Origin of the sequence: Sphingomonas sp. BT-65 (genome assembly GCF_026107375.2) — a bacterium.
Lineage (GTDB): Bacteria > Pseudomonadota > Alphaproteobacteria > Sphingomonadales > Sphingomonadaceae > Sphingomonas.
This window is the reverse complement of the sequence record NZ_JAPCIA010000001.1, coordinates 697,545-718,580: the sequence shown is the minus strand read 5'-3', so window position 1 is coordinate 718,580 and position 21,036 is coordinate 697,545. Positions and strand designations below refer to the sequence as shown.

The window sequence follows — 21,036 nt, the reverse complement described above, 5'->3', positions numbered from 1 at the left end:
CCAATGTCTTGCGGGCTCCCCCTAGCAGCGGATGCGCGCTGTGCGAAGCGCGCATAGCTATTCTCCGCTAAAGCACCAGCCCCGCGGTCTGGTCGAACCCCGCCATGATGTTGAGGTTCTGCACCGCGCCGCCGCCCGCACCCTTGCCGAGATTGTCGAACGTCGCGACGAGCCGCGCCTGGCCGCGCTCGGCGTTGCCGAACACGCGGATCGTCAACCGATCGGTCCCGGCATCGTCCTCGATCCGCACCAGCGAGACGTCGTCGGCGGGCAGCACGCGCACGATCGGCGAATCGGCATAGGCGTCGGTCAGCGCCGCCTCGATCTGGGCGGGCGAGGGCTTGCGCGGCAGCGCCTGGAGCGGCAGCGGCACTTCGATCAGCATGCCGCGATAGACGCGCGCGACCGCGGGCTGGAAGATCGGGGCGTGATCGATGCGCGCATGCTTCTGCATCTCGGGCAGGTGCTTGTGCTCGAGATTGAGGCCATAGGCGCGGAAGCCGCTGGTCTCGCCGCCATCCTCGAACTCGGCGATCATCGACTTGCCGCCGCCCGAATAGCCCGAGGCGCCGCCGGTGGTGAGCACCCAGTCGGGCGGGATCAGGCCGGCGCGGACCAGCGGCCGCACCAGCGCGAGGAAGCCGGTCGGCCAGCAGCCGGGGTTGCTGACATAGCGCGCCTCCGCGATCGCGGCCCCCTGAGAGGGTTCGAGCTCGGCGAAGCCATAGGTCCAGCCCTCGGCGACGCGATGCGCGGTCGAGGCGTCGATGATCCGCGTGCGCTCGTTGGTAACGAGCTCGACCGCCTCGCGTGCGGCGTCGTCGGGCAGGCAGAGGATGACGAAGTCGGCGGTGTTGAGCGCTTCGGAGCGTTTCGCCGGGTCCTTGCGGTCGGCGTCGTCGAGCGCGATCAGCTCGATCTCGGCGCGCGTGGCGAGCCGCTCGCGGATCTCGAGCCCGGTGGTGCCGGCGGCACCGTCGATGAACACGCTGACCTTCATGCGGCGGCCCTCAGCTTGGCGGCGTCGACATAGCCGACCAGCCCGACGCCTGGCGCGCGGCCCCAGGCGGTGCCGGCGGACAGCTCGAGCACCTCGAAGACGTCGCCGGCGGCGAGTTGTGCCAGTGCCTCCGCATCGGCTTCCTTGGCGGCACGCAGCGCGACAGACGCGGCGACGACATAGGCGACCGGTGCGGCATAATGCGGCGCGAAGACGCGATCGGCGAGGCGGACATCCGCGAGATCGCGGCGGGCAGCGTCGGTGCGCGGGTCGATCAGGACCGAACGGCCGGTCAGCGCGAATCGGTTACGCGCTGCGCCTGACTGCTTGTCCTGCCCCGTTGTCGCCACTGACGAAATGCCCGAATTCTGCAAGAAAGTCCGCCCCTTCCGGTGTACGTGCGACGAAGATGTTCCGCTTGTCGGTCTCGTCGCGCTGGCGGCGCAGATAGCCGAGGGCGCCCAACCTGTTCAAGGCGCGCGTGACCACGGGCTTGGAGACGTTGAGCGCCTTGGCCAATCCGCGCACCGTATGCGGGCCGGGATCGAGGTAGACGAGCAGCATCAGCGCCATCTGTCGGTTGGTGAGATCCGGCTCGCCCGACCGGACATAGTCGATCAGCGTGTTCTTCCAGCTGTATAGCGACTGGTCGCTCATGGCGTTCATCGCGCTGCACTCATGTTAGTTACAGGCCCGCAAGGAGCCGGGCTTTCCGGGGCATTAACGCCCCGCTAGCCAAGGGGTTTCAGTGCTGCGCCGAAATGTTCCGCTTCTGTGACGTTTTCCGGAGCTCTGGACGGTTGATCGCGCCGGTTACCTCCACTATGTCGCCGCTTTCCCGCGAAAGATCGACATGCTGTTCACCTTCCTCCTCGTCGTCCATGCCATCATCGCCGCGCTGCTGGTGACGGTGATCCTGATGCAGAAGTCCGAGGGCGGCGGCCTGACCACGGGCGGCAGCCCGTCGGGCCTGATGTCGGCGCGCGGCGCGGCGAACTTCCTGACGCGCGCGACCGCGGTCCTCGCGACGTTGTTCGTGGTGATGAGCATCGTGCTCGCGGTGCTGGCGGCGACTCGCGGCGCCGACACGATCGACACCAGCCGGGTGACCCAGCCCGCGCAGACCGCACCCGGCCCGGTCACCGGCGGCCCCGCTCCCGCGACGCAGCCGACCGCCGTACCGGCCGCCCCGGCCGACAACGGCGCTGTTCCGCTCGCGAACTAAGCGGCTTTCGAACAACTTTTTCGGCAGCGTCCGGATTCGGGCGCTTGCCCCAACTCGTGCATAGAGGCTAAGCGGTGACTCCCATGACGCGGTATATTTTCATCACCGGCGGCGTGGTCTCCTCGCTTGGAAAAGGCCTGATGGCGGCGAGCCTCGCGGCGCTCCTCCAGGCGCGCGGGTACAAGGTCCGCATCCGGAAGTTCGACCCCTATCTCAACGTCGATCCGGGCACGATGAGCCCGTATCAGCACGGCGAGGTCTATGTGACCGACGACGGAGCCGAAACCGACCTCGACCTCGGCCATTACGAGCGCTTTACCGGCGTCGCCTCGCGGCAGTCGGACAACGTCACCTCGGGCCGGATCTACAAGACGATCATCGAGCGCGAGCGGCGCGGCGACTATCTCGGCGCGACGGTGCAGGTGATCCCGCACGTCACCGACGCGATCAAGGACTTCGCCCAGACCGAGACCGAGGATCTCGATTTCGTGCTGTGCGAGATCGGCGGCACCGTCGGCGACATCGAATCGCTGCCGTTCATCGAGGCGATCCGCCAGCTCAAGAACGAGCTCGGCCGCGGCCGCTCGATCAGCATCCATGTGACGCTGGTGCCGTACATCGCCGCCGCGGGCGAGCTCAAGACCAAGCCGACCCAGCACAGCGTGCGCGAGCTCGCCTCATTGGGCGTTCAGCCCGACGTGCTGGTGTGCCGCTGCGAGAAGCCGCTGCCCGCGGGCGAGCGCGCCAAGATCGCGCAATTCTGCAACGTGCCGGCCAGCGCCGTCATTCCCGCGCTCGACGCGCCGAGCATCTACGCGGTGCCGCTGCAATATCATGCCGAGGGGCTGGACGGCGAAGTGCTGCGTGCCTTCGGCATCGAACCGGGTGCCGAGCCTAACCTGTCGCGCTGGACCGAGATCACCGACCGGCTGTTCAACCCCGAGGGCGAGGTGACGGTCGGCGTGGTCGGCAAATATGTCGGCCTGCCGGACGCCTACAAGTCGCTCAACGAGGCGCTGGTCCATGGCGGCATCGCCAACAGGGTGAAGGTCAACATCCGCTGGATCGACGCCGAGCTGTTCGAGACCGGCGACGATGCCGAGGTCGCCGCGAGCCTGGAGCCGTGCCACGCGATCCTGGTGCCTGGCGCATTCGGATCGCGCGGCGCCGAGGGCAAGATCGCCAGCGTCCGCTTTGCGCGCGAGCGGAAAGTGCCCTATTTCGGCATCTGCTTCGGCATGCAGATGGCGTGCGTCGAGGGTGCGCGGAACCTGGCGGGCGTGGCCAACGCCTCCTCGACCGAGTTCGGCCCGACGCCGGAGCCGGTAGTCGGCATCATCACCGAATGGATGAGCGCCGCGGGGATCGAGAAGCGCGAGGAGGGCGGCGACCTGGGCGGCACGATGCGGCTCGGCGCCTATCCCGCGAAGCTCACCGGCAATTCGGTGGTCGCGTCGATCTATGGCGAAGACGAGATCAGTGAGCGCCACCGCCACCGCTATGAGGTAAACACCGGCTATCGCGATGCGCTCGAGCAGGGCGGGCTGGTGTTCTCGGGCATGTCGCCCGACGGCATGCTGCCCGAGATCGTCGAGCGGCCCGACCATCCCTGGTTCGTCGGTGTGCAGTTCCACCCGGAGCTGAAATCCAAGCCGTTCGATCCGCACCCGTTGTTCGCGAGCTTCATCGAGGCGGCAGTGCGGCAGTCGCGGCTGGTCTGAGACGCCGCCTTCTCTTCATTATTCCCTTCATTACGTCACCCTGAACTTGTTTCAGGGTCCATTGTGCCCCAATCGGCTCCGTCGCCTCTGGAGAGATGGATGCTGAAACAAGTTCAGCATGACGGCAGAAAGGTGGGCTAGCTGTTCCCGCGCTCGCGCCGGGCGAGGATCATCGCCCCGACGATGCAGGCGCCGAACAGCGCGCCCTCGAAGGTGGCGGTGACGGCATGGCTGACCGGCCCGAAGCTGCCTTCGCCGAACAGCGCGCCGATCTGATCGAGGCGCAGGCGCGAATTGGGGAAGTGCATGGCGAGCAACGCCAGGCTTCCCGCGAGCAGCCGTCCGCCGAGCAATGACGCCGCCAGCCCGGCCGCGCCGCCCGCCAGCGCGCCGAGCGCCAGGCCGCGGCGCGGCGAGGGCGCGGGCACGCGATGCGCGAGCCAGGCGCCGAGGCCGACTCCGCCGCCGAGCAGCATTCCCTCCGCCGCGCCGGTGATGTCGCCGGGCGACTGGCCCAGCAGCAAGGTGAAGGCGTCGAGCCCGACCAGCTTGCCGATCGCGCCGATGACCAAGCCGCCCGCTGCGCCGCCGACCACGCTCCACCGCCACGGCTTGGCCGACAGCGCATTGGCCGCCGCGATGCCGATGCTCACCGCTGCCGCGCCGATCGTGCCGATCAGGATGGTGACGCTGAGCAGCACGAGCATCACCGACGCCGCCCCCATGCTCGCCTGCAAGGGCTGCGACGCCCCGGCAAAGCCGTAGACCAGCCCGCCGATCACCCCGGCGATGCTACCCCCGACGATGCCGAACCCGGCGGTGAGCGCCGCGTCGTCGCGGCGGGTGGAGGGGGCGGAAATAGTGGGCGATGCGGGAGGCAAGGGCACTGCATCTCCCTCGACCGCGGCGATGAAGCGATAGCCGTGCTTGGGCACCGTCTCGATGAAGCGCGGGCTGGCAGCATCGTCGCCGAGCTGGCGGCGCAGCGTGCGGATGCACTGCGTCAGCGCCTCGTCGGTGACGGGCACGCCGCGCCACACCTCGCTCATGAAGCTGTCCTTGGACACGAGCTGGCCCGGCTCGCGGACGAGCAGGGTCAGGGCGTCGAGATAGCGCGCGTTGAGCTCGATCGCTTCGCCGTGACGCGTCAGGCGGCGGTTGCCGGGATCGAGGTGGAAGCCTTCGAAGCGATAGCTTGCCGAGGACATTCTTCTGGAAACCCTTGCCTCGTCCTGCCGCTGGTCCGGCAGGTGAGGGATGCATCAGCCACAGCCGGGTGACAAGCAGATGAGAGGCATGCAATTCCTCCCCTCCGAGGGAGGAATTGTTATCCCATTGCTCCTCGAGCAAGCAAAAGGGCGCCCGGACTGTCGTCCGGACGCCCCCAGGGGCGGCGCGCAAGGGGGTAGGTCGCGCCGCCTTTGGTGTGTCGCTCAGGCGACCGAGCGGTGCTCGATTGCGCCGTCGCCGCCGGTCTCGTCGCCGGCGCCGATGGCGATCTTCTTGGGCTTCATCGCCTCGGGCACCTCACGCACCAGCGCGATCACGAGCAGACCGTCGTTGAGGTTGGCGCTCTCGACACGGACGAAATCGGCCAGCTCGAAACGGCGCTCGAACCCGCGATTGGCGATGCCGAGATGCAGCATCTGCGCGGCGTTGTTGTCCTGCGACTCGGCCTTCTTCCCGGTGACCAGCAGCAGGTTCTGCTGCGCGGTGATGTCGATCTCGTCGGGCTTGAAGCCGGCCACGGCGATCGTGATCCGGTAGCGGTCGTCGGAGATCCGCTCGAGGTTGAAGGGGGGATAATTCTCGCTGCTGGACTGGCGCGCGGTCGCTTCGAGCATGTCGAAGAGCCGGTCGAAGCCGATCGTCGAGCGGCGGAACGGGGTGAGATCAATCTGACGCATGGTCTGAATCCTCCAATGAGCAATTTCAACGTCTTGTGGCATCCAGCTTGGCTGCGATGCCGGTTCGCGCGACCCCGAAGGCGCCGTGCTGCGCTGATCTGGGGTGCCGTCCGGCGGTTTCAAGGGCGCGACGAACTGTGCCTGGATCGCGATGTAAAGCCCATCAATCAGATAGGAATAGAATCGCTTTGTAGCTAAAACCTATCAACTTAGTGGAGTTTGCCTGGGACACCACAAGGGGAGCCATCAAAGTGAGCCTGAACACACTTTCAATGCTGCTGCTCGCCGGCGCATCGCCCGCCGCGCTCGCGCAGGAGACGCCGCCGGACGTAACCGTGCAGGAAGCCCAGCGCCCGACGGTGCCGGGCGAGACTCAGCGCGATCCCGAGGACGTGCAGCGAAGCTCGGCGTCGGCCGACATCGTCGTCACCGCGCGCCGCCGCGAGGAGCAGGTGCAGGACGTGCCGATCCCGATCAGCGTGGTCGGCGTGAAGGAGCTCGACAACACCGGCAGCTTCAACGTCGCGCGCCTCGCGCAGCTTCAGCCGACGCTGCAATTCTACTCGACCAACCCGCGCAACTCGTCGGTCAACATCCGCGGCCTCGGCGCGCCGCTCGGCCTCACCAACGACGGCATCGACCAAGGGGTCGGCGTCTATATCGACCAGGTGTATCTGAGCCGCGTGGCGGTCGCGACGCTCGACTTCCTCGACGTCGCGCAGATCGAGACGCTGCGCGGGCCGCAGGGTACGCTCTACGGCAAGAACACCGTCGCCGGCGCGATCAACATCACCAGCAAGGCGCCGAGCTTCAACTTCGAGGGGCGCGCCGAGCTGTCGGTCGGCAATCTCGAGTTCAAGCAGGCCAAGGCCTCGATCTCCGGCCCGCTGGGCAAGGACGTCGCGGTGCGCCTCGGCGTCGCGGCGACCAGCCGGCGCGGCACCGTGTTCAACGTCGCCACCGGCAACTATGTCAACGAGCAGGACAATATCGGCCTGCGCGGCGCGCTGCTGTGGCGTGCGACCGACAATCTCAACCTGACGCTGAGCGCCGACTATAGTCGCCAGAATCCCGAATGCTGCGCCCAGATCTATGTGAAATACGGGCCGACCCAGCGCGCCGCGAACCGGCAATATCCGGCGCTGACTGCGGCGTTCGGCTATGCCCCGCCGAGCACCAATCCGTTCGACCGGCTGACCGACCTCGACGCCGATCTCAACGCCCGGAACACGCTGGGCGGCGTCTCGCTGCGCGCCGAGTGGGATGTCGGGCCGGGCACGCTGACCTCGGTGACGGCGTGGCGCTTCTGGGACTGGCTGCCGGCGAACGACCGCGACTTCACGGGTCTCCCGATCACCACGCTGTCGCAGAACCCGACGCGGCAGGACCAGTTCACCCAGGAATTCCGTTTTGCCGGCGAGGGCAAAGGGTTCGACTATGTGATCGGCGCCTTCGCCTTCTACCAGGACATCCACACCACCGGCACGCAGCGGCAGGGCCCGGCGGCAAGCCGCTGGCTGATCAACCCGAGCAATGCATTGTCGAACGACCCGACCGTGCTCGACGGGCTGACCGCCGAGAACGACATCCGCCTCAAGAACTTCAGCGGCGCGCTGTTCGGCAAGCTCAACTGGAACGTGACCGACGAGATCACGCTCTCGCCGGGCATCCGCGTCAATTATGACGACAAGGTCGGCAGCTATATCTCGATCGTGCGCGACGGGCAGGGCAACCTGGTCCCGGCGACCGGCGGCACCCCGCGCCAGGTGGAGCAGCGCACCGCGCTCCAGCCGCAGGCGTTCGAGGACGAGGCCTATCGCGCGTGGAACGTCTCCTACGACCTTACCGCGTCGTACAAGCCGTCGCGTGACGTGCTGCTCTATGCGACCTATGCCCACACCTTCAAATCGGGCGGCCTCAACTTGAACGGCGTGCCGGTGGTGGCGGGCGTCGCGCAGACTCAGCTCGCCCAGGTCGATCCCGAGAAGGTCGATCACTTCGAGATCGGCGCCAAGACCCAGTTCTGGGACCGCAAGGCGACCTTCAACATCACCGGCTTCTGGACGATCATCAAGGATTACCAGGCGCTGGTGAACGACGGGCAGAACACCACGCTGCGCGGCTATCTCGCCAATGCCGGCGAGGTGCGCGTGCGCGGGATCGAGGCGGACTTCTCGATCCGCCCGAGCGAGCGGCTCAACCTCTATGTCAACGGCGCCTATACCGACCATGAATATGTCGAGTTCACCAACGCGCCGTGCCCGCCCGAACTGTCGGGCGGCCCGGCTCCAACCGCGGCGAATCCGGTCGGCGCGCCGGGCGTGCCGGGGGCGCCGAGCCCGGTTGTGTGCGACATCTCCGGCCAGTGGCTGCCCGGCATCTCCAACTGGGCCTTCTCCTACGGCGCGGAATACAACGTGCCCGCGAAGATCTTCGGCAAGGATGGCGAGGTCTATCTGGGCGTGGACGCGAACTCGCGGTCCAAATTCTCGTCCAACGCCTCGCGCTCGATCTACACCGATATCGACGGCTACACGCTGGCCAACTTCCGCCTCGGCTTCCGCACCGACGAGGGGTTGAACATCTTCGGCTGGGTGCGCAACGCGTTCGACGAGCAATATTTCGACGTGCTGGCGACCACCCCGGGCAACACCGGCCTGATCTCCGGCAATGTCGGCGACCCGCGCACTTATGGCGTGACCGTGGGGCTGAGCTTCTAGCCCCGACAAGAGACGTATCTGCCGCCGCGATTGAACAGCAACAGGCCAGCGCGGACGACAGATGCCAGGGGAGGGGCCGCAACCAGGCTCCTGCGGCTCCTCCCCGACCTGTTGGCTCTGGATTTGGGCCATACGGGCCTGCAAAGCGCGATTTGCTGTGCTCCGGTGCTCACGTACTGAAGTACGCTGCGCTCCGGTGCTCGCAAATCACACTTTTCGGTTCCGTCTGGCCCAAATCCAGAGCCAACAGGTTTCACGATCTCGTCTAGCGATGGGCTACAAACGCGGAAACGCCCGGGCCGTTTCCAGCCCGGGCGCCTGCGTGACGATGCCTCGTCAGCCCCCTTGTGGCCACCTCTGCCCACGCGCCTTTCGAGAAAGACGGGGCGAAGGAGCCTCCCCGAACCACGGCCATTGCCTGCGCTTCGTAGGGACGTGCTAGGATGGCCTCGGCCGCTTGTCACGGGGCTATGACGTCACCCGCAACGCTTTGCGTTCATCCTGTGTTTATTTGGCAACAGGGCGGATTGCGCCCACCCTCGCGCGGCCCTAACAACCCCTCCATATGTTGCTTTCCCGATATGAGCGGATGATCGCCCGCCGCTACCTTCTGCCCGGGCGGGGGGAGGCGTTCATCTTCCTGGTCGCGTCGATCAGCCTGATCGCGGTGATGCTCGGCGTCGCCGCGCTGGTGATCGTGATGAGCGTGATGAACGGCTTCCGCGCCGAGCTGTTCGACAAGATCACCGGGCTCAACGGCCACGCCGTGGTGCAGGGCTATGGCGGGCAGCTACGCGACTGGCGCGAGATCGTCGAACAGGCGCGCAAGACCCCCGGCGTCACCAGCGCCACTCCGCTGATCGAGCAGCCGCTGATGGCGAGCTTCCAGGGCCGGGTCGAGGGCGTGCTGGTGCGCGGCATGAACGTCGCCGACATCCGCGCCAATCCGACGCTCAACAAGAATGTCCTGATCGGCGACCTGAAGCGGCTCACGCCGGGCTGCGAGTGCATCGCGATCGGATCGCGGCTGGCGCAGTCGCTCGGCGCCTCGCCCGGCAGCAGCGTCTCGCTGCTCAGCCCGCAGGGGCTGACCAGCCCGTTCGGCACGGTGCCGCGCATCGTCTCCTACCGCGTCGCCGCGATCTTCGAGGTCGGCGTCTATGATTACGACAAGGCCTTCGTCGTGATGCCGATGCAGGACGCGCAGACGCTGCTGCTGATGGGCGACACGGTGGGGATGGTCGAGATCGACACGAACAATCCTGACAAGGTCGGCGACATCCTTCGCCCGCTCGCGCAGCAGGTGGCGGGCTCAGGCCAGCTCACCGACTGGCGCACGCTCAACGCGACCCTGTTCGAGGCGCTGGCGGTAGACCGGCTCGTCACCTTCACCGTACTCTCGATCCTGATCCTGGTCGCGGTGTTCAACATCCTGTCCTCGCTGATCATGCTGGTGCGTGCCAAGACGCGCGACATCGCGATCCTGCGCACGATGGGCGCGACGCGCAGCGGGCTCATCAAGATCTTCGTGACCGTCGGCACCGTGATCGGCTCGCTCGGCATCCTCGCCGGGCTGATCCTGGGGTTCATCCTGCTCTATTTCCGCCAGGGCGTGCTGGGTTTCCTCGGCTTCGTCACCGGGCAGCAAATCTGGGACCCGTCGATGCGCTACCTCACCGAGCTGCCCGCCAAGACCGATCCGGTCGAGGTGGCGGGGATCGCGCTGATGGCGCTGGTGTTCAGCTTCCTCGCCACGCTCTACCCTGCCTTCAAGGCGGCGAGCACCGATCCGGTTCAGGTGCTGCGCTATGAGTGAGCCAGTCCTAGAGACGATCGGCCTCAAGCGCGCCTTCAAGCAGGGCGAGGCGGTGATCCATGTGCTGCGCGGCGTCGACCTGACGGTGGGGCAGGGCGAGATCGTCGCGCTGCTCGGCCCCTCGGGCTCGGGCAAGTCGACCTTGCTCCAGGCCGTCGGCCTGCTCGAGGGCGGGTTCGAGGGATCGATCCGCATCGCCGGGATCGAGGTGGCCAAGCTCGAAAGTCACCAGCGCACCGTCACGCGGCGCGACAAATTGGGCTTCGTCTATCAGTTCCACCATTTGCTGCCCGACTTCAACGCGCTCGAGAATGTCGAGTTGCCGCAGCTGATCCAGGACGCGACCTTCACCGATGCGCGCGAACGGAGCGAAGCGCTGCTCACCGCGCTCGGCCTCGGCGCGCGGCTGACGCACCGGCCGAGCCAGCTCTCGGGCGGCGAGCAGCAGCGCGTCGCGGTGGCGCGGGCGCTCGCCAACCGGCCGAAGCTGGTGCTCGCCGACGAGCCGACCGGCAATCTCGACGAGAAGACCGCCGACGTGGTGCTCGCCGAATTCCTCCGGCTGGTGCGCGGCGAGGGCGCGGCGGCGCTGATCGCCACGCATAACGAGCGGCTGGCGGCGAAGATGGACCGCGTGGTGCGGCTGCACGAGGGCGTGCTGGAATGAAATGGTGGGCCGTTCCCGCCGGGCTCGCGGGCGCCGCGGTGCTGGGCGTGGCGTCCTATGGCGCGGTCACGATCGCCCGAGGTGATGCGGGCTGGCCGCCATGGAAGTTCTTGCGCGCGGCATCAGAGAATATGGCGCCGACCATCCGGGAGGGTCAGCGGCTGACCGCGTGGCCCAGGCCGGCTTCGAAACTGCAACGCGGTGACGTGATCGCCTTTGCGGTCGGCGACACGATGTGGATCAAGCGCGTGGTCGGCTTGCCCGGCGACCGGGTCGAGATGCGTGGCGGGCTTGTCCTCCTCAACGGGAAGCCGGTGCCCCAGACCGATGCCGGAAGGATTGAGATCGAGGGAGAGGCGGCCGCGATCCGTTCCGAGCAATTGCCCGGCGAAATCGCGGCGCACCAGGTGCTGGATCAGGGCGCGACGCCGGGCGACGAGATGGCGGCGGTGATGGTGCCGCCGGGCAGGCTCTTCCTGCTCGGCGACAACCGCGACAATTCGATGGACAGCCGATTCCCGGCGACGGCGGGGAGTATGGGCGGGGGCATGGTCGCGTTCGACGATGTATACGGCACCATACAGCCGGAGGATGTGGAGGGCTGAAGCCAGAGGAGGCGAGGATGCGTGGCATGATGGTCCTGGGGACGATGCTTCTCTCGATCCCCGCATCGGCGCAAACCGCGTCGCCGGCCGCCTCGCCACCCGCTTGCACCGCGCCCGAGTTCGCGCAATTCGATTTCTGGGTGGGCGAGTGGGACGTCTATCCCACCGGCGGCGACAAGCTGGTCGCGCACAGCCGGATCGAGAAGCTCTACAATGGCTGCGCGATCCGCGAGAACTGGATGCCGCTCAATGGCAATGACGGCGGCAGCCTCAATACCTATGTTGCGGGCGCGAAGGAATGGCGCCAGCTCTGGACCGATTCATCGGCGAGTTGGGCGGAGTTCCGCGGCGCGTTCGACGGCAAGGCGATGGTGCTGACCGGCACCGGCTTCGCCGCCAACGGCGCGCTGACGCGGATGACCTATCGCCGCAACCCGGACGGGTCGGTGCGGCAGCTGGGCGAGAATTCGAGCGACAAGGGCGCAACCTGGACGCCGAGCTTCGACTTCACCTATCGCCCCGCGAAGAAGGGGCGCGCCGGGTCCGAATGACGCGGCGTCGGCGCGGGAATGGCTCGCGGCGCGGCGCTGGGGTGCTATAGTGGTTCACGGCCAATCCTCGTCCATTCCCGACCCTGAGGAGAAAAGCGCATGAATCTCACCGACATCCTCGCCCAGGCGGGCGGCATCGAATCGATGGCGAAGGATCTGGGCGTGTCGCCCGAAGTGGCGAAGACCGGCGCCGACGCGCTGCTGCCCGCGATCCTCGGCGGCTTCAAGAAGCAGGCGCAGGCCAGCGGCGGCCTCGAGGGGTTGGGCGGGCTGCTCGGTCAGCTCGGCGGCGGCGGCCTGCTCGACGCGGTGCTGGGCGCGCAGCCGACGCCGGTCGATCAGGGCAACGACGTGCTCGGGCAGATCTTCGGATCGAAGGACGTCAGCCGCACCGTCGCCGGCCAGGCCTCGGCGCAGACCGGGCTCGATTCCGGACTGCTCAAGAAGATGCTGCCGATCCTCGCGATGCTGGTGGCGGGCTATCTCGCCAAGCAGGGCGGGCAAGGCGGCCAGGCAGGCGCGGGCGGTGGGCTCGGCGGCCTTGGCGGGCTGCTCGGCAGCATCCTCGGCGGGGGTGGCGGCGCCGCGGCACCGGCGGGCGGCGGGCTCGGCGGCCTCGGCAAGCTCATCGACCTCGACGGCGACGGCAACCCGCTCGACGACATCATCGGCATGGCCGGCAAGTTCGCGCGCTGATGACGGCGATCACCGACATTCCGGTCACGACGCCCGAAGGGACGCAGATCGACCTGTCGGCCTATGCTGGCAAGGTGCTGCTGATCGTCAACGTCGCGTCGAAATGCGGCTTCACCCCGCAATATGAAGGGCTGGAGGCGCTGCACCGCCGCTATGCCGGTCGCGGGTTCGAGGTGCTGGGCTTTCCCTGCAACCAGTTCGGCGCGCAGGAGCCGGGCGACGCGGCGGAGATCGCGAATTTCTGTTCGCTGACCTATGACGTCACCTTCCCGGTGTTCGGCAAGATCGACGTCAACGGGCCGGATGCGGCGCCGCTCTATCGCTGGCTCAAGCGCGAGGCGCCCGGCCTGTTCGGGACCGAGGGAATCAAGTGGAACTTCACCAAGTTCCTGATCGACCGCGACGGCAAGGTGGTCGACCGCTACGCCCCGCAGACCAAGCCCGAGGAAATCACGGGGGATATCGAGAAGCTGCTTTGAGGATCGGAAAACGGGAGCCGGCCGCGACCGGCTCCCGCATCCGTCACAGAAAGAAGTCGGTCCCCGTCAGCGTCACCGCCGTGTTGTAGCCGATCGCGAAATCGGCGAGGCCGTCGCCGTTGAGGTCGCCATAGATCACCCCGCCGGTGTCGTAGCGCAGCTGGCCCGCCACCCCGCTGAACGCCGCGGTGCCGATGAAGCTGAAGGCGTCGTCCGCCCCGCCCGCAATCGCATCGATTCGGGACAAGTCGATGCGGTCGCCTTGCGCACTGTTGAAGCCGAAGATGCGATCGGTGGTGCCCCAGCTGGTGCTGGCCATATCGCCATCGTCGAACACATACCGGTCGGCGCCGCTGCCGCCGATCAACTCGTCCCGACCGGTACCGCCGATCAGTACGTCGTCGCCGTCCTGACCGCTCAACCAGTCGTCGCCGCCCGCGCCGTTCAGGACGTTGGCCGAGCTGTTGGCGTTGATGATATTGGCGAGGCCGTTGCCGGTGCCGTCGATCGCGCCGGCACTATAGTCGAGATTCAGGATCTCGACATCGTTCGCCAGGGTGAGCGAGATTGTCGTGACGACCGTGTCCCGGCCGCCATTCTCGACGACGGTGTCGCCGAGATTATCGACACGATATTCGTCGTCGCCGCCGCCGCCGTAGAGCGCATCCGCGCCGGTGCCGCCATCGAGGACGTCGTTGCCGTTGCCGGTGATCAGCGTGTCGTTGCCGTCGCGGCCATAGAGAAATGTCGCGGTCGGATCGGCCCACGCGTAGATGGTGTCGTCGCCGCTCGACCCCATTATGTAGCCGATGTCTTCAAGGCTGATGAAGGTGCTGCCGAGGATCGTGTCACTACCGCTCGTCACCAGGGTGGTGAAATCGATCGTGACCCCGGTGCTGCTCGTATTCAGATCGAGGCTGAGCCGGTCGGTCCCGCTTCCGCCGTCGACATAGTCGCCGATTCCGCAGGACAGGAAGTCATTTCCGCCCAAGCCATAAAGTTCGTCGTAGCTGGTGTCGTAGCCCACTCCATAGGGACCGACCCCGCTATAACCGGCGAGATAGTCGGTGCCGGCGCCGCCGGTGAGCAGATCGCTGCCGCCGAGGCCGCGGATCTCGGCGATCTGTCCCGCCGGCGTGCCCGTCGTCAGGATGTCGCTATAGGCGCTGCCGACGCAATATTGCAGCTTCTCCATGCCCTGGATCGTCGCGCCGGCGAGCGTGTAGGTGGCCCCGGTCCACAGCGCGGTGAAATCGAACACGATCCCGCTGGGGGCATAGTCGAGGCGGATGATCAGGGTATCGGTCCCCGAGCCGCCATAGATATTGTCCAGATATCCGCCGTAGATGAAATCGTTGCCGCCGCCGCCGCTGAGCGTGTCCGAATAAAGGTCGGGGCCCATGCTGTCGAAGTCGAGGACATTGTCGTTGCCGTCGCCGCCATCGATATAGTCGGCGCCGTCCCCGCCGAGCAGGTTGTCGGCGCCGCCGAAGCCGTAGATCGAATCGGATCCGGCGGTGCCGCCGTACCAATCGTTGCCGCTCGTTCCGTTGTAGACTGCCATGACCACCCTCCTTGCTGCGGCGGCATCAGAGCGATCTGTTTCCAACAAGTCGACAGCGGAAAAGACCGAATCCGACGTTAATGGTCGCGCCGCCCGAGCCATGCCACGGCATGATGAAAGCTGTGGGTAAGCCGGGCCCCCGGCTGGCCATTTCTGCCTCCGGTCCTTAGGTTGGCGTCATGCCCCATTCCGGCTTCGTCCCCCTGCGCATCTTCTCCGCCTACACGATGCTGGAGGGCGCGATCGAGCCCAAGGCGATCGCGGCGCGGGCGCGCGAGCTTGGCTTTCCGGCGGCGGCGCTGTGCGACCGCAACGGGCTTTACGCGGCAATGCCGTTCGGCGATGCGGCGAAGAAGGCGGGCGTGCAGCCGATCGTCGGCACGCTGCTCAGCGTGGCGCGGCCCGACATGCCCGACGGCGTCGAGCCGCCGCTCGATTGGCTGGCGCTGTTCGCGCAGGACCAGCGCGGCTACGAGAATCTGTGCGAGCTGGTGTCGCGCGCGCATCTCGAACGCCCGATCGAGAAGGACGCGCACGTCCTCTTTTCCGATCTAGAGGGCCGCTCCGACGGGGTGATCGCGCTCACCGCGGGCAAGGAAGGCGCGCTCGCCCGCCTGTTCGCGGAGGAGCAGGACAGCGCTGCGCTCGCCTATGCCGACCGGCTGCAGGCTTTGTTCGGCGACCGGCTCTATATCGAGATCGTCCGGCGGCTCGACGAGGTCGAGGGCAAGGCGGAGCCGAAACTGCTCGACCTCGCCTATGATCGCGGCATCCCGATCGTCGCGACCAACCCCGCCTGCTACGCCGAGCCCAATTTCCACGAGGCGCATGACGCGATGCTGTGCATCGCCGGCTCGGCCTATGTCGCGAGCGACGAGCGCGCGCGTTCCTCGCCCGACGCGTGGATGAAGCCCGCCGCGGAGATGAAGCGGCTGTTCGACGACTTGCCCGAGGCGATCGCGAACACGCTCGTCGTCGCGCAGCGCTGCGCCTATGCCGCGCCCAAGCGCAAGCCGATCCTGCCGAGCCTCGCCGGCGATCTCGAGGGCGAGGCGGCACAGCTGCGCGAGGACGCGCGGGCGGGGCTCGAAGCGCGGCTGGAAAAGGCCGGGATCACCGATCCCGAGCGGCGCCGCGAGTATTTCGAGCGGCTCGCGTTCGAGACCGACATCATCATCCAGATGGGCTTCCCCGGCTATTTCCTGATCGTCGCGGACTTCATCAAATGGGCCAAGAACAACGGCATTCCCGTCGGCCCGGGCCGCGGCTCGGGCGCGGGCTCGGTGGTCGCCTGGTCGCTCACCATCACCGATCTGGATCCGCTCGAGCTCGGCCTGTTGTTCGAACGCTTCCTCAACCCGGAACGCGTGTCGATGCCCGACTTCGACATCGACTTCTGCGAAACCCGGCGCGGCGAGGTGATCCGCTACGTCCAGGCGAAATACGGCCGCAACCAGGTCGCGCAGATCATCACCTTCGGAACGATGAAGGCGCGCGCGGTGCTCAAGGACACCGGGCGCGTGCTGCAGATGAGCTACGGCCAGGTCGACCGCCTCGCCAAGCTCGTCCCCAACCACCCGACCGATCCGTGGACGCTGCCGCGCTCGCTCAACGGCGTCAGCGAGTTCAAGGCCGAGTATGACGGTGACGAGGGCGTCCGCCACCTGATCGACCTCGCGATGCGGCTCGAGGGTCTGCCGCGCCACTCGTCCACTCACGCCGCGGGCGTGGTGATCGGCGACCGCCCGCTCGCCGAGCTGGTCCCGCTCTACCGCGATCCGCGCTCGGACATGCCGGTCACGCAGTTCGACATGAAATATGTCGAGGGTGCGGGCCTGGTGAAGTTCGACTTCCTCGGCCTCAAGACGCTGTCGGTGCTGCAGAAGGCGGTCGAGCTGCTCGCCGCGCGCAACATCGAGATCGATCTCGCCACGCTCGGCTGGGACGATCCCGCGGTCTACGAATTGCTCCAGCGCGGCGACACGGTCGGCGTGTTCCAGCTCGAATCGGAGGGCATGCGCCGCACGCTGACCGCAGTGCGGCCCACCAATTTCGGCGACATCATCGCGCTCGTCTCGCTCTACCGCCCCGGCCCGATGGACAACATCCCGATGTTCGGCCGGCGCAAGCAGGGGCAGGAGCCGATCGAATACCCGCACCCGCTGCTCGAGGGGATCCTGCAGGAGACTTACGGGATCTTCGTCTACCAGGAACAGGTGATGCAGGCCGCGCAGATCCTGGCCGGCTATTCGCTCGGCGGCGCCGACCTGCTGCGCCGCGCGATGGGCAAGAAGATCAAGGCCGAAATGGACGCGCAGCGCGCACTGTTCGTCGAGGGCTGCGCCAAGGTGAACGCGATCCCCGAGGCCAAGGCGAACGAGCTGTTCGACTTGATCGACAAGTTCGCGGGCTATGGCTTCAACAAGTCGCACGCCGCGGCCTATGCGCTGCTCGCCTACCACACCGCCTGGCTCAAGGCGCATTACCCGCACGAATTCTACGCCGCCTCGATGTGCTTCGAACTCGGCCAGACCGAGAAGCTCGCGGTGTTCGTCGAGGACATGAAGCGGCTCGGCGTTCCGTGCTTGCCCCCTGACATCAACGCCAGCGAGGCTGAGTTCTCGGTCGAGGCGGTCGAGGACGGGTTCGCAGTGCGCTACGCGCTCGCCGGGCTCAAGGGCGTGGGCGAGAAGGCGATGGAGCTGCTCGTCGAGGAGCGCCACGCCAAGGGCCGCTTCCAGAGCCTCGACGATTTCGCGCGGCGCGTCGATCCGCGGCTGCTCAACAAGCGCCAGGTCGAGGCACTGGCCGGGGCGGGGGGCTTCGACAGCATCGCGCCCGACCGGCCCGGCGTGCATGCCGCGGCCGAGACGATCCTCGCGGTGGCGCAGCGCACGCACGAGAACCGCACCAGCGGGCAGGGCGGCCTGTTCGGCGAGGCCGAGCCGGTCGGCGCCGCGATCCAGCTCCCCAAGAGCGCGCACTGGACGCTCGGCCAGCGGATCGAGGCGGAGAAGGATTCGTTCGGTTTCTTCTTCTCCGCCCACCCGCTCGACCGCTACCAGCATCTCGCCCGGCTGCATTCGGCGCGCACCATCGTCAGCCTCAACGACATCGAAATCGCCGAGGGCGGCCGCGCCGGCGCGACGATCGCCGCGCTGATCGAGGATGCGCGCTGGCGCACCTCGGCGCGGGGCAAGCGCTACCTGATGGCGACCTTGTCCGACGCGAGCGGTACCGTGCCCTGTACCTGCTTCGACGACCTCACCGCCAAGGACATGGAGGACGCCTCGCGTACCGGCGGCTGCGGCATCCTGACGCTCGAACTCGACCGCCGCGCGGGTGAGGACAGCGCGCGCGTCACCGTCCGCAAGGTCCAGCTGTTCGAGGGAATGGCCAAGGACGTTCGCCTGACCCTGCGCGTGGCGGTGAACGATTCCAGCGTGCTGCCGATGATCGCCCGCCTGCTCGAGGATGCGCGTGGCGGACGCTGCGAGGTGATCCTCGACGCCCCGCTGCCCGGCGGCGGCGAGGCGGAATTGGTGCTCGGGCGCAATTTCCGCCTCGACGGCGAGCTCGCGGCGCGGATCGAGGCGCTCCCCGGCGTGGTCACCGCCGAGCTCAAGCCCACCGAACAGCCTAGGCTCGCGCTGGCGAGTTGATCCGTTTTTTTATCTTCCCCCGCCAGGGGGAGGTGGCAGGCGCAGCCTGACGGAGGGGGAGGACGGCGGGCCGCATCGTTTCCTCCCCCTCCGTCGCCTTCGGCGCCACCTCCCCCTTGCGGGGGAGGATCAATTCGTCCCCCTTGCATCCCACCCTTCAAATCCGCAGGATGCCCTTACGGACACGGAAACCCGTGCGGATAAGGAGAGGATCATGCTGGGCGCGATGCAGGATTTCGAGCTTCGGGTACCGCGGCTGATCGAGCATGCCGAGCGCGAGCACGGCAGCCGCGAGATCATCAGCCGCTGGGCCGACGGCAGCGAGACGCGCACCGACTGGGCCGGGATCGCGCGCGATTCACGCAAGCTGGCGCAAGCCCTTGAACGCATGGGGATCATGCCGGGGGATCGCGTCGCGACGATGGCGATGAACCACAGCCGCCACCTCGTCGCCTGGCACGGCACGATCGGCATGGGCGGGATCATCCACACCATCAACCCGCGGCTGTTCGCCGACCAGCTCGCCTTCATCGCCAACCACGCCGAAGACCGCGTGCTGATCTACGACCGCATGTTCCAGCCGATCGTCGACAAGATGAAGCCCGAATGGAAGACGATCGAGCATTACATCGTCTTCGATGGCGACGGCCTCGACAGCTTCGAGGCGGTGATTGGCGCCGAGGACGGCGACTATCGCTGGGTCGAGGGCGACGAGCGCGAGCCTTGCATGCTCTGCTACACCAGTGGCACGACGGGCAACCCCAAGGGCGTACTCTACTCGCACCGCTCCTCGGTGATCCACGCCATGGCCGAGCTGCAGCCGGCGGTGTTCGACCTGTCGACCCAGGCCGTGGTGCTGCCCGTGGTGCCGATGTTCCATGCGGTCGGCTGGGGCCTGCCCTTCGCCGCGCCGATGGTCGGCGTGAAGCTCGTCATGTCCGCGATCAACGAGGGCAAGGTGCTGTGCGAGCTGATGAACCGCGAGAAGGTCACGCACACCGCCGGCGTGCCGACCGTGTGGTTCGCGATGTTCCAGTACATGGACGAGACCGGCGAGACGCCGAAATATTTGAAGGTCGTCACGATCGGCGGCTCGGCCGCGCCGCGCGCGATGATCGAGCGGATCATGAAGATGGGCGCGCGGGTCAACCACGCCTGGGGCATGACCGAGACCTCCCCGATCGGCACGATGGGCGCGCCGAGCTATGACTGGGACGAGCTCGACTTCGACGCCAAGGTCGACAAGACCGTGTTCCAGGGCCGCGCGCCGTTCGGCGTCGAGCTGCGCACGGTCGACGACAATGGCGTCGTCCTGCCGCGCGACGGCGAGAGCTCGGGCCGGCTGCAGGTGCGCGGTCCCTGGATCATCAAGCAATATTTCCAGGATGAGGGCGGCCCGTGCCTCACCGGGGACGGCTGGTTCGACACCGGCGACGTCGCGATCCTCCATCCCGACGGCGTGATGCAGATCACCGATCGCGCCAAGGACGTGATCAAGTCGGGCGGCGAGTGGATCAGCTCGGTCGAGCTGGAGAATGCCGCTGTCGGCTGCGCGGGCGTGGCTGAGGCGGCGGCGATCGGTATTCATCACCCCAAATGGGACGAGCGTCCGCTGCTATTGGTGATCCGCAAGCCGGGCAGCATGGTGACCGCCGAGGAGGTCCAGCAGCACCTCGCCAAGCATGTCGCCAAATGGTGGCTCCCCGACGAGATCCACTTCGTCGAGGCACTGCCGCACACCGCCACCGGCAAGCTGCTCAAGACCGCGATTCGGGAGCAGTATCGCGGGTTTCAGTTCGCAGCGGCATGAAGCGCGGATTGCGCAGCAGCGCGGCCGAGACGAGCGAGACGAGCAGGCCGACCGGCAGGATCTCCGTGAGCGTGATCAGCATGCGCAGGATGGGATTGGCGTAGAGTTCGCGCATCTGGTCCATCTGCGCCCGGAATGCTGCGAGCTCGCTTGCGCTGGCACCCGCTGCGCGCTTCTGTTCGAGCATCTTCGCGCTCATGTCAGCGATGAAGTCGCCGCCGTTGATCGCGAGCACGGCCTCCCAGGTGAGCACGTAGAGCAGCGCCGCGACCACCGAGATGGCGACGCCGAGCCCGAAGGCCGGCCAGAAGCGGATCGCGCCGCCGAGATCGTGGTCGCGCCGCCGCTTGATCGCGACGAACACCGCGCTGAGCGCGATCAGCATGGTGAGATAGCCGATCGCCATGCCGGCCGCGCCGGTCGGCGGATTGTCGGCCATCAGCGTGCCCATCAGGAAAAGCGGAACGCTCACCACCACGCCGGCGATGAGGCCATAGATCAGGATCAGGCGCTGCATGTCATATCCCCTGTTGCATGCGTTCGATGCGGCGGGTGATCAGCCAGCGCGCGCGGCGGGGCAATCGCCTGAATGGGTGATTTGCCGCATCTCGCC

At 67.1% G+C, this 21,036-nt stretch carries 18 protein-coding genes; 11 read left to right on the top strand and 7 right to left on the bottom strand.

Going from position 1 to position 21,036, the window contains the following annotated elements; translation table 11 throughout:
* Nucleotides 1-67: 67 nt before the first annotated feature.
* From argC to OK349_RS03515, 3 genes are read right to left on the bottom strand one after another with little or no spacing between them, the layout of a single operon-like run.
* Complete coding sequence (gene argC / locus OK349_RS03525) at nt 68-1,000, bottom strand: N-acetyl-gamma-glutamyl-phosphate reductase (RefSeq protein ID WP_265116441.1); 933 nt, start codon at nt 998-1,000, stop codon at nt 68-70.
* Nucleotides 997-1,350, bottom strand: a complete 354-nt coding sequence (locus OK349_RS03520; protein ID WP_306310655.1) for an SH3 domain-containing protein — start codon at nt 1,348-1,350, stop codon at nt 997-999. The genes argC and OK349_RS03520 overlap by 4 nt, the downstream gene beginning before the upstream one ends.
* A complete protein-coding gene (locus tag OK349_RS03515; protein ID WP_265116440.1) occupies nt 1,307-1,657 on the bottom strand; it encodes a MarR family transcriptional regulator in 351 nt (116 codons plus the stop codon). Before OK349_RS03515 ends, OK349_RS03520 begins: the two co-directional genes overlap by 44 nt.
* 199 nt (nt 1,658-1,856) lie before the next feature.
* Here OK349_RS03515 and secG point away from each other — a divergent pair, with 199 nt between their 5' ends.
* Both secG and OK349_RS03505 read left to right on the top strand, forming a co-directional pair.
* Nucleotides 1,857-2,225, top strand: coding sequence for a preprotein translocase subunit SecG (secG, locus tag OK349_RS03510; protein WP_265118528.1), 369 nt, complete (start codon nt 1,857-1,859; stop codon nt 2,223-2,225).
* 83 nt (nt 2,226-2,308) lie between these two features.
* Entirely contained in the window at nt 2,309-3,946 is a 1,638-nt protein-coding gene (locus OK349_RS03505) for a CTP synthase (RefSeq protein WP_265116439.1), read from the top strand.
* A gap of 137 nt (nt 3,947-4,083) precedes the next feature.
* Here the strand turns inward: OK349_RS03505 and OK349_RS03500 are convergent, their stop codons facing one another.
* A complete protein-coding gene (locus OK349_RS03500) occupies nt 4,084-5,154 on the bottom strand; it encodes a winged helix-turn-helix domain-containing protein (RefSeq protein ID WP_265116438.1) in 1,071 nt (356 codons plus the stop codon).
* Between the two features lie 225 nt (nt 5,155-5,379).
* Nucleotides 5,380-5,853: an Hsp20 family protein gene (locus OK349_RS03495; protein ID WP_265116437.1), complete on the bottom strand. Its 474-nt coding sequence runs from the start codon at nt 5,851-5,853 to the stop codon at nt 5,380-5,382.
* Nucleotides 5,854-6,125: 272 nt separating this feature from the next.
* Between OK349_RS03495 and OK349_RS03490 the strand changes: the two genes are divergently transcribed.
* From OK349_RS03490 to OK349_RS03460, 7 genes are all read left to right on the top strand, one after another.
* Nucleotides 6,126-8,573, top strand: a complete 2,448-nt coding sequence (locus OK349_RS03490; RefSeq protein WP_372340567.1) for a TonB-dependent receptor — start codon at nt 6,126-6,128, stop codon at nt 8,571-8,573.
* A gap of 565 nt (nt 8,574-9,138) precedes the next feature.
* Nucleotides 9,139-10,389, top strand: a complete 1,251-nt coding sequence (locus tag OK349_RS03485) for a lipoprotein-releasing ABC transporter permease subunit (protein WP_265116435.1) — start codon at nt 9,139-9,141, stop codon at nt 10,387-10,389.
* Nucleotides 10,382-11,056, top strand: coding sequence for an ABC transporter ATP-binding protein (locus OK349_RS03480; protein WP_265116434.1), 675 nt, complete (start codon nt 10,382-10,384; stop codon nt 11,054-11,056). The genes OK349_RS03485 and OK349_RS03480 overlap by 8 nt, the downstream gene beginning before the upstream one ends.
* On the top strand, nt 11,053-11,661 hold the full coding sequence (gene lepB, locus OK349_RS03475) for a signal peptidase I (RefSeq protein ID WP_265116433.1): 609 nt from the start codon (nt 11,053-11,055) through the stop codon (nt 11,659-11,661). Before OK349_RS03480 ends, lepB begins: the two co-directional genes overlap by 4 nt.
* Nucleotides 11,662-11,678: 17 nt before the next feature.
* A complete protein-coding gene (locus tag OK349_RS03470) occupies nt 11,679-12,212 on the top strand; it encodes a hypothetical protein (RefSeq protein WP_265116432.1) in 534 nt (177 codons plus the stop codon).
* A gap of 99 nt (nt 12,213-12,311) precedes the next feature.
* On the top strand, nt 12,312-12,908 hold the full coding sequence (locus OK349_RS03465) for a DUF937 domain-containing protein (protein WP_265116431.1): 597 nt from the start codon (nt 12,312-12,314) through the stop codon (nt 12,906-12,908).
* Nucleotides 12,908-13,387: a glutathione peroxidase gene (locus OK349_RS03460; protein ID WP_265116430.1), complete on the top strand. Its 480-nt coding sequence runs from the start codon at nt 12,908-12,910 to the stop codon at nt 13,385-13,387. The genes OK349_RS03465 and OK349_RS03460 overlap by 1 nt, the downstream gene beginning before the upstream one ends.
* Nucleotides 13,388-13,430: 43 nt before the next feature.
* On the opposite strand, the gene OK349_RS03455 is transcribed toward OK349_RS03460, so the two are convergent.
* The gene (locus OK349_RS03455; protein WP_265116429.1) at nt 13,431-14,951 is read right to left on the bottom strand and encodes a calcium-binding protein; all 1,521 of its coding nucleotides are present in this window, start codon (nt 14,949-14,951) and stop codon (nt 13,431-13,433) included.
* Nucleotides 14,952-15,130: 179 nt separating this feature from the next.
* On the opposite strand from OK349_RS03455, the gene dnaE reads away from it, so the two are divergent.
* Nucleotides 15,131-18,613, top strand: coding sequence for a DNA polymerase III subunit alpha (dnaE, locus tag OK349_RS03450; RefSeq protein ID WP_265116428.1), 3,483 nt, complete (start codon nt 15,131-15,133; stop codon nt 18,611-18,613).
* Between the two features lie 214 nt (nt 18,614-18,827).
* On the top strand, nt 18,828-20,423 hold the full coding sequence (locus OK349_RS03445) for a long-chain fatty acid--CoA ligase (RefSeq protein WP_265116427.1): 1,596 nt from the start codon (nt 18,828-18,830) through the stop codon (nt 20,421-20,423).
* Here OK349_RS03445 and OK349_RS03440 read toward each other — a convergent pair.
* A complete protein-coding gene (locus OK349_RS03440; RefSeq protein ID WP_265116426.1) occupies nt 20,371-20,940 on the bottom strand; it encodes a DUF4199 domain-containing protein in 570 nt (189 codons plus the stop codon). The two genes, OK349_RS03445 and OK349_RS03440, sit on opposite strands and share 53 nt — an antisense overlap.
* Nucleotides 20,941-21,036: the final 96 nt, after the last annotated feature.

What these genes read in the sequence shown, in the direction of transcription:
- argC (WP_265116441.1), bottom strand. Translation starts at nt 1,000, where the DNA reads ATGAAGGTCAGCGTGTTCATCGACGGTGCCGCCGGCACCACCGGGCTC.
- OK349_RS03515 (WP_265116440.1), bottom strand. Translation starts at nt 1,657, where the DNA reads ATGAGCGACCAGTCGCTATACAGCTGGAAGAACACGCTGATCGACTAT.
- OK349_RS03505 (WP_265116439.1), top strand. Translation starts at nt 2,309, where the DNA reads ATGACGCGGTATATTTTCATCACCGGCGGCGTGGTCTCCTCGCTTGGA.
- OK349_RS03500 (WP_265116438.1), bottom strand. Translation starts at nt 5,154, where the DNA reads ATGTCCTCGGCAAGCTATCGCTTCGAAGGCTTCCACCTCGATCCCGGC.
- OK349_RS03495 (WP_265116437.1), bottom strand. Translation starts at nt 5,853, where the DNA reads ATGCGTCAGATTGATCTCACCCCGTTCCGCCGCTCGACGATCGGCTTC.
- OK349_RS03490 (WP_372340567.1), top strand. Translation starts at nt 6,126, where the DNA reads ATGCTGCTGCTCGCCGGCGCATCGCCCGCCGCGCTCGCGCAGGAGACG.
- OK349_RS03485 (WP_265116435.1), top strand. Translation starts at nt 9,139, where the DNA reads ATGTTGCTTTCCCGATATGAGCGGATGATCGCCCGCCGCTACCTTCTG.
- OK349_RS03480 (WP_265116434.1), top strand. Translation starts at nt 10,382, where the DNA reads ATGAGTGAGCCAGTCCTAGAGACGATCGGCCTCAAGCGCGCCTTCAAG.
- lepB (WP_265116433.1), top strand. Translation starts at nt 11,053, where the DNA reads ATGAAATGGTGGGCCGTTCCCGCCGGGCTCGCGGGCGCCGCGGTGCTG.
- OK349_RS03470 (WP_265116432.1), top strand. Translation starts at nt 11,679, where the DNA reads ATGCGTGGCATGATGGTCCTGGGGACGATGCTTCTCTCGATCCCCGCA.
- OK349_RS03465 (WP_265116431.1), top strand. Translation starts at nt 12,312, where the DNA reads ATGAATCTCACCGACATCCTCGCCCAGGCGGGCGGCATCGAATCGATG.
- OK349_RS03460 (WP_265116430.1), top strand. Translation starts at nt 12,908, where the DNA reads ATGACGGCGATCACCGACATTCCGGTCACGACGCCCGAAGGGACGCAG.
- OK349_RS03455 (WP_265116429.1), bottom strand. Translation starts at nt 14,951, where the DNA reads ATGGCAGTCTACAACGGAACGAGCGGCAACGATTGGTACGGCGGCACC.
- dnaE (WP_265116428.1), top strand. Translation starts at nt 15,131, where the DNA reads ATGCCCCATTCCGGCTTCGTCCCCCTGCGCATCTTCTCCGCCTACACG.
- OK349_RS03445 (WP_265116427.1), top strand. Translation starts at nt 18,828, where the DNA reads ATGCTGGGCGCGATGCAGGATTTCGAGCTTCGGGTACCGCGGCTGATC.
- OK349_RS03440 (WP_265116426.1), bottom strand. Translation starts at nt 20,940, where the DNA reads ATGCAGCGCCTGATCCTGATCTATGGCCTCATCGCCGGCGTGGTGGTG.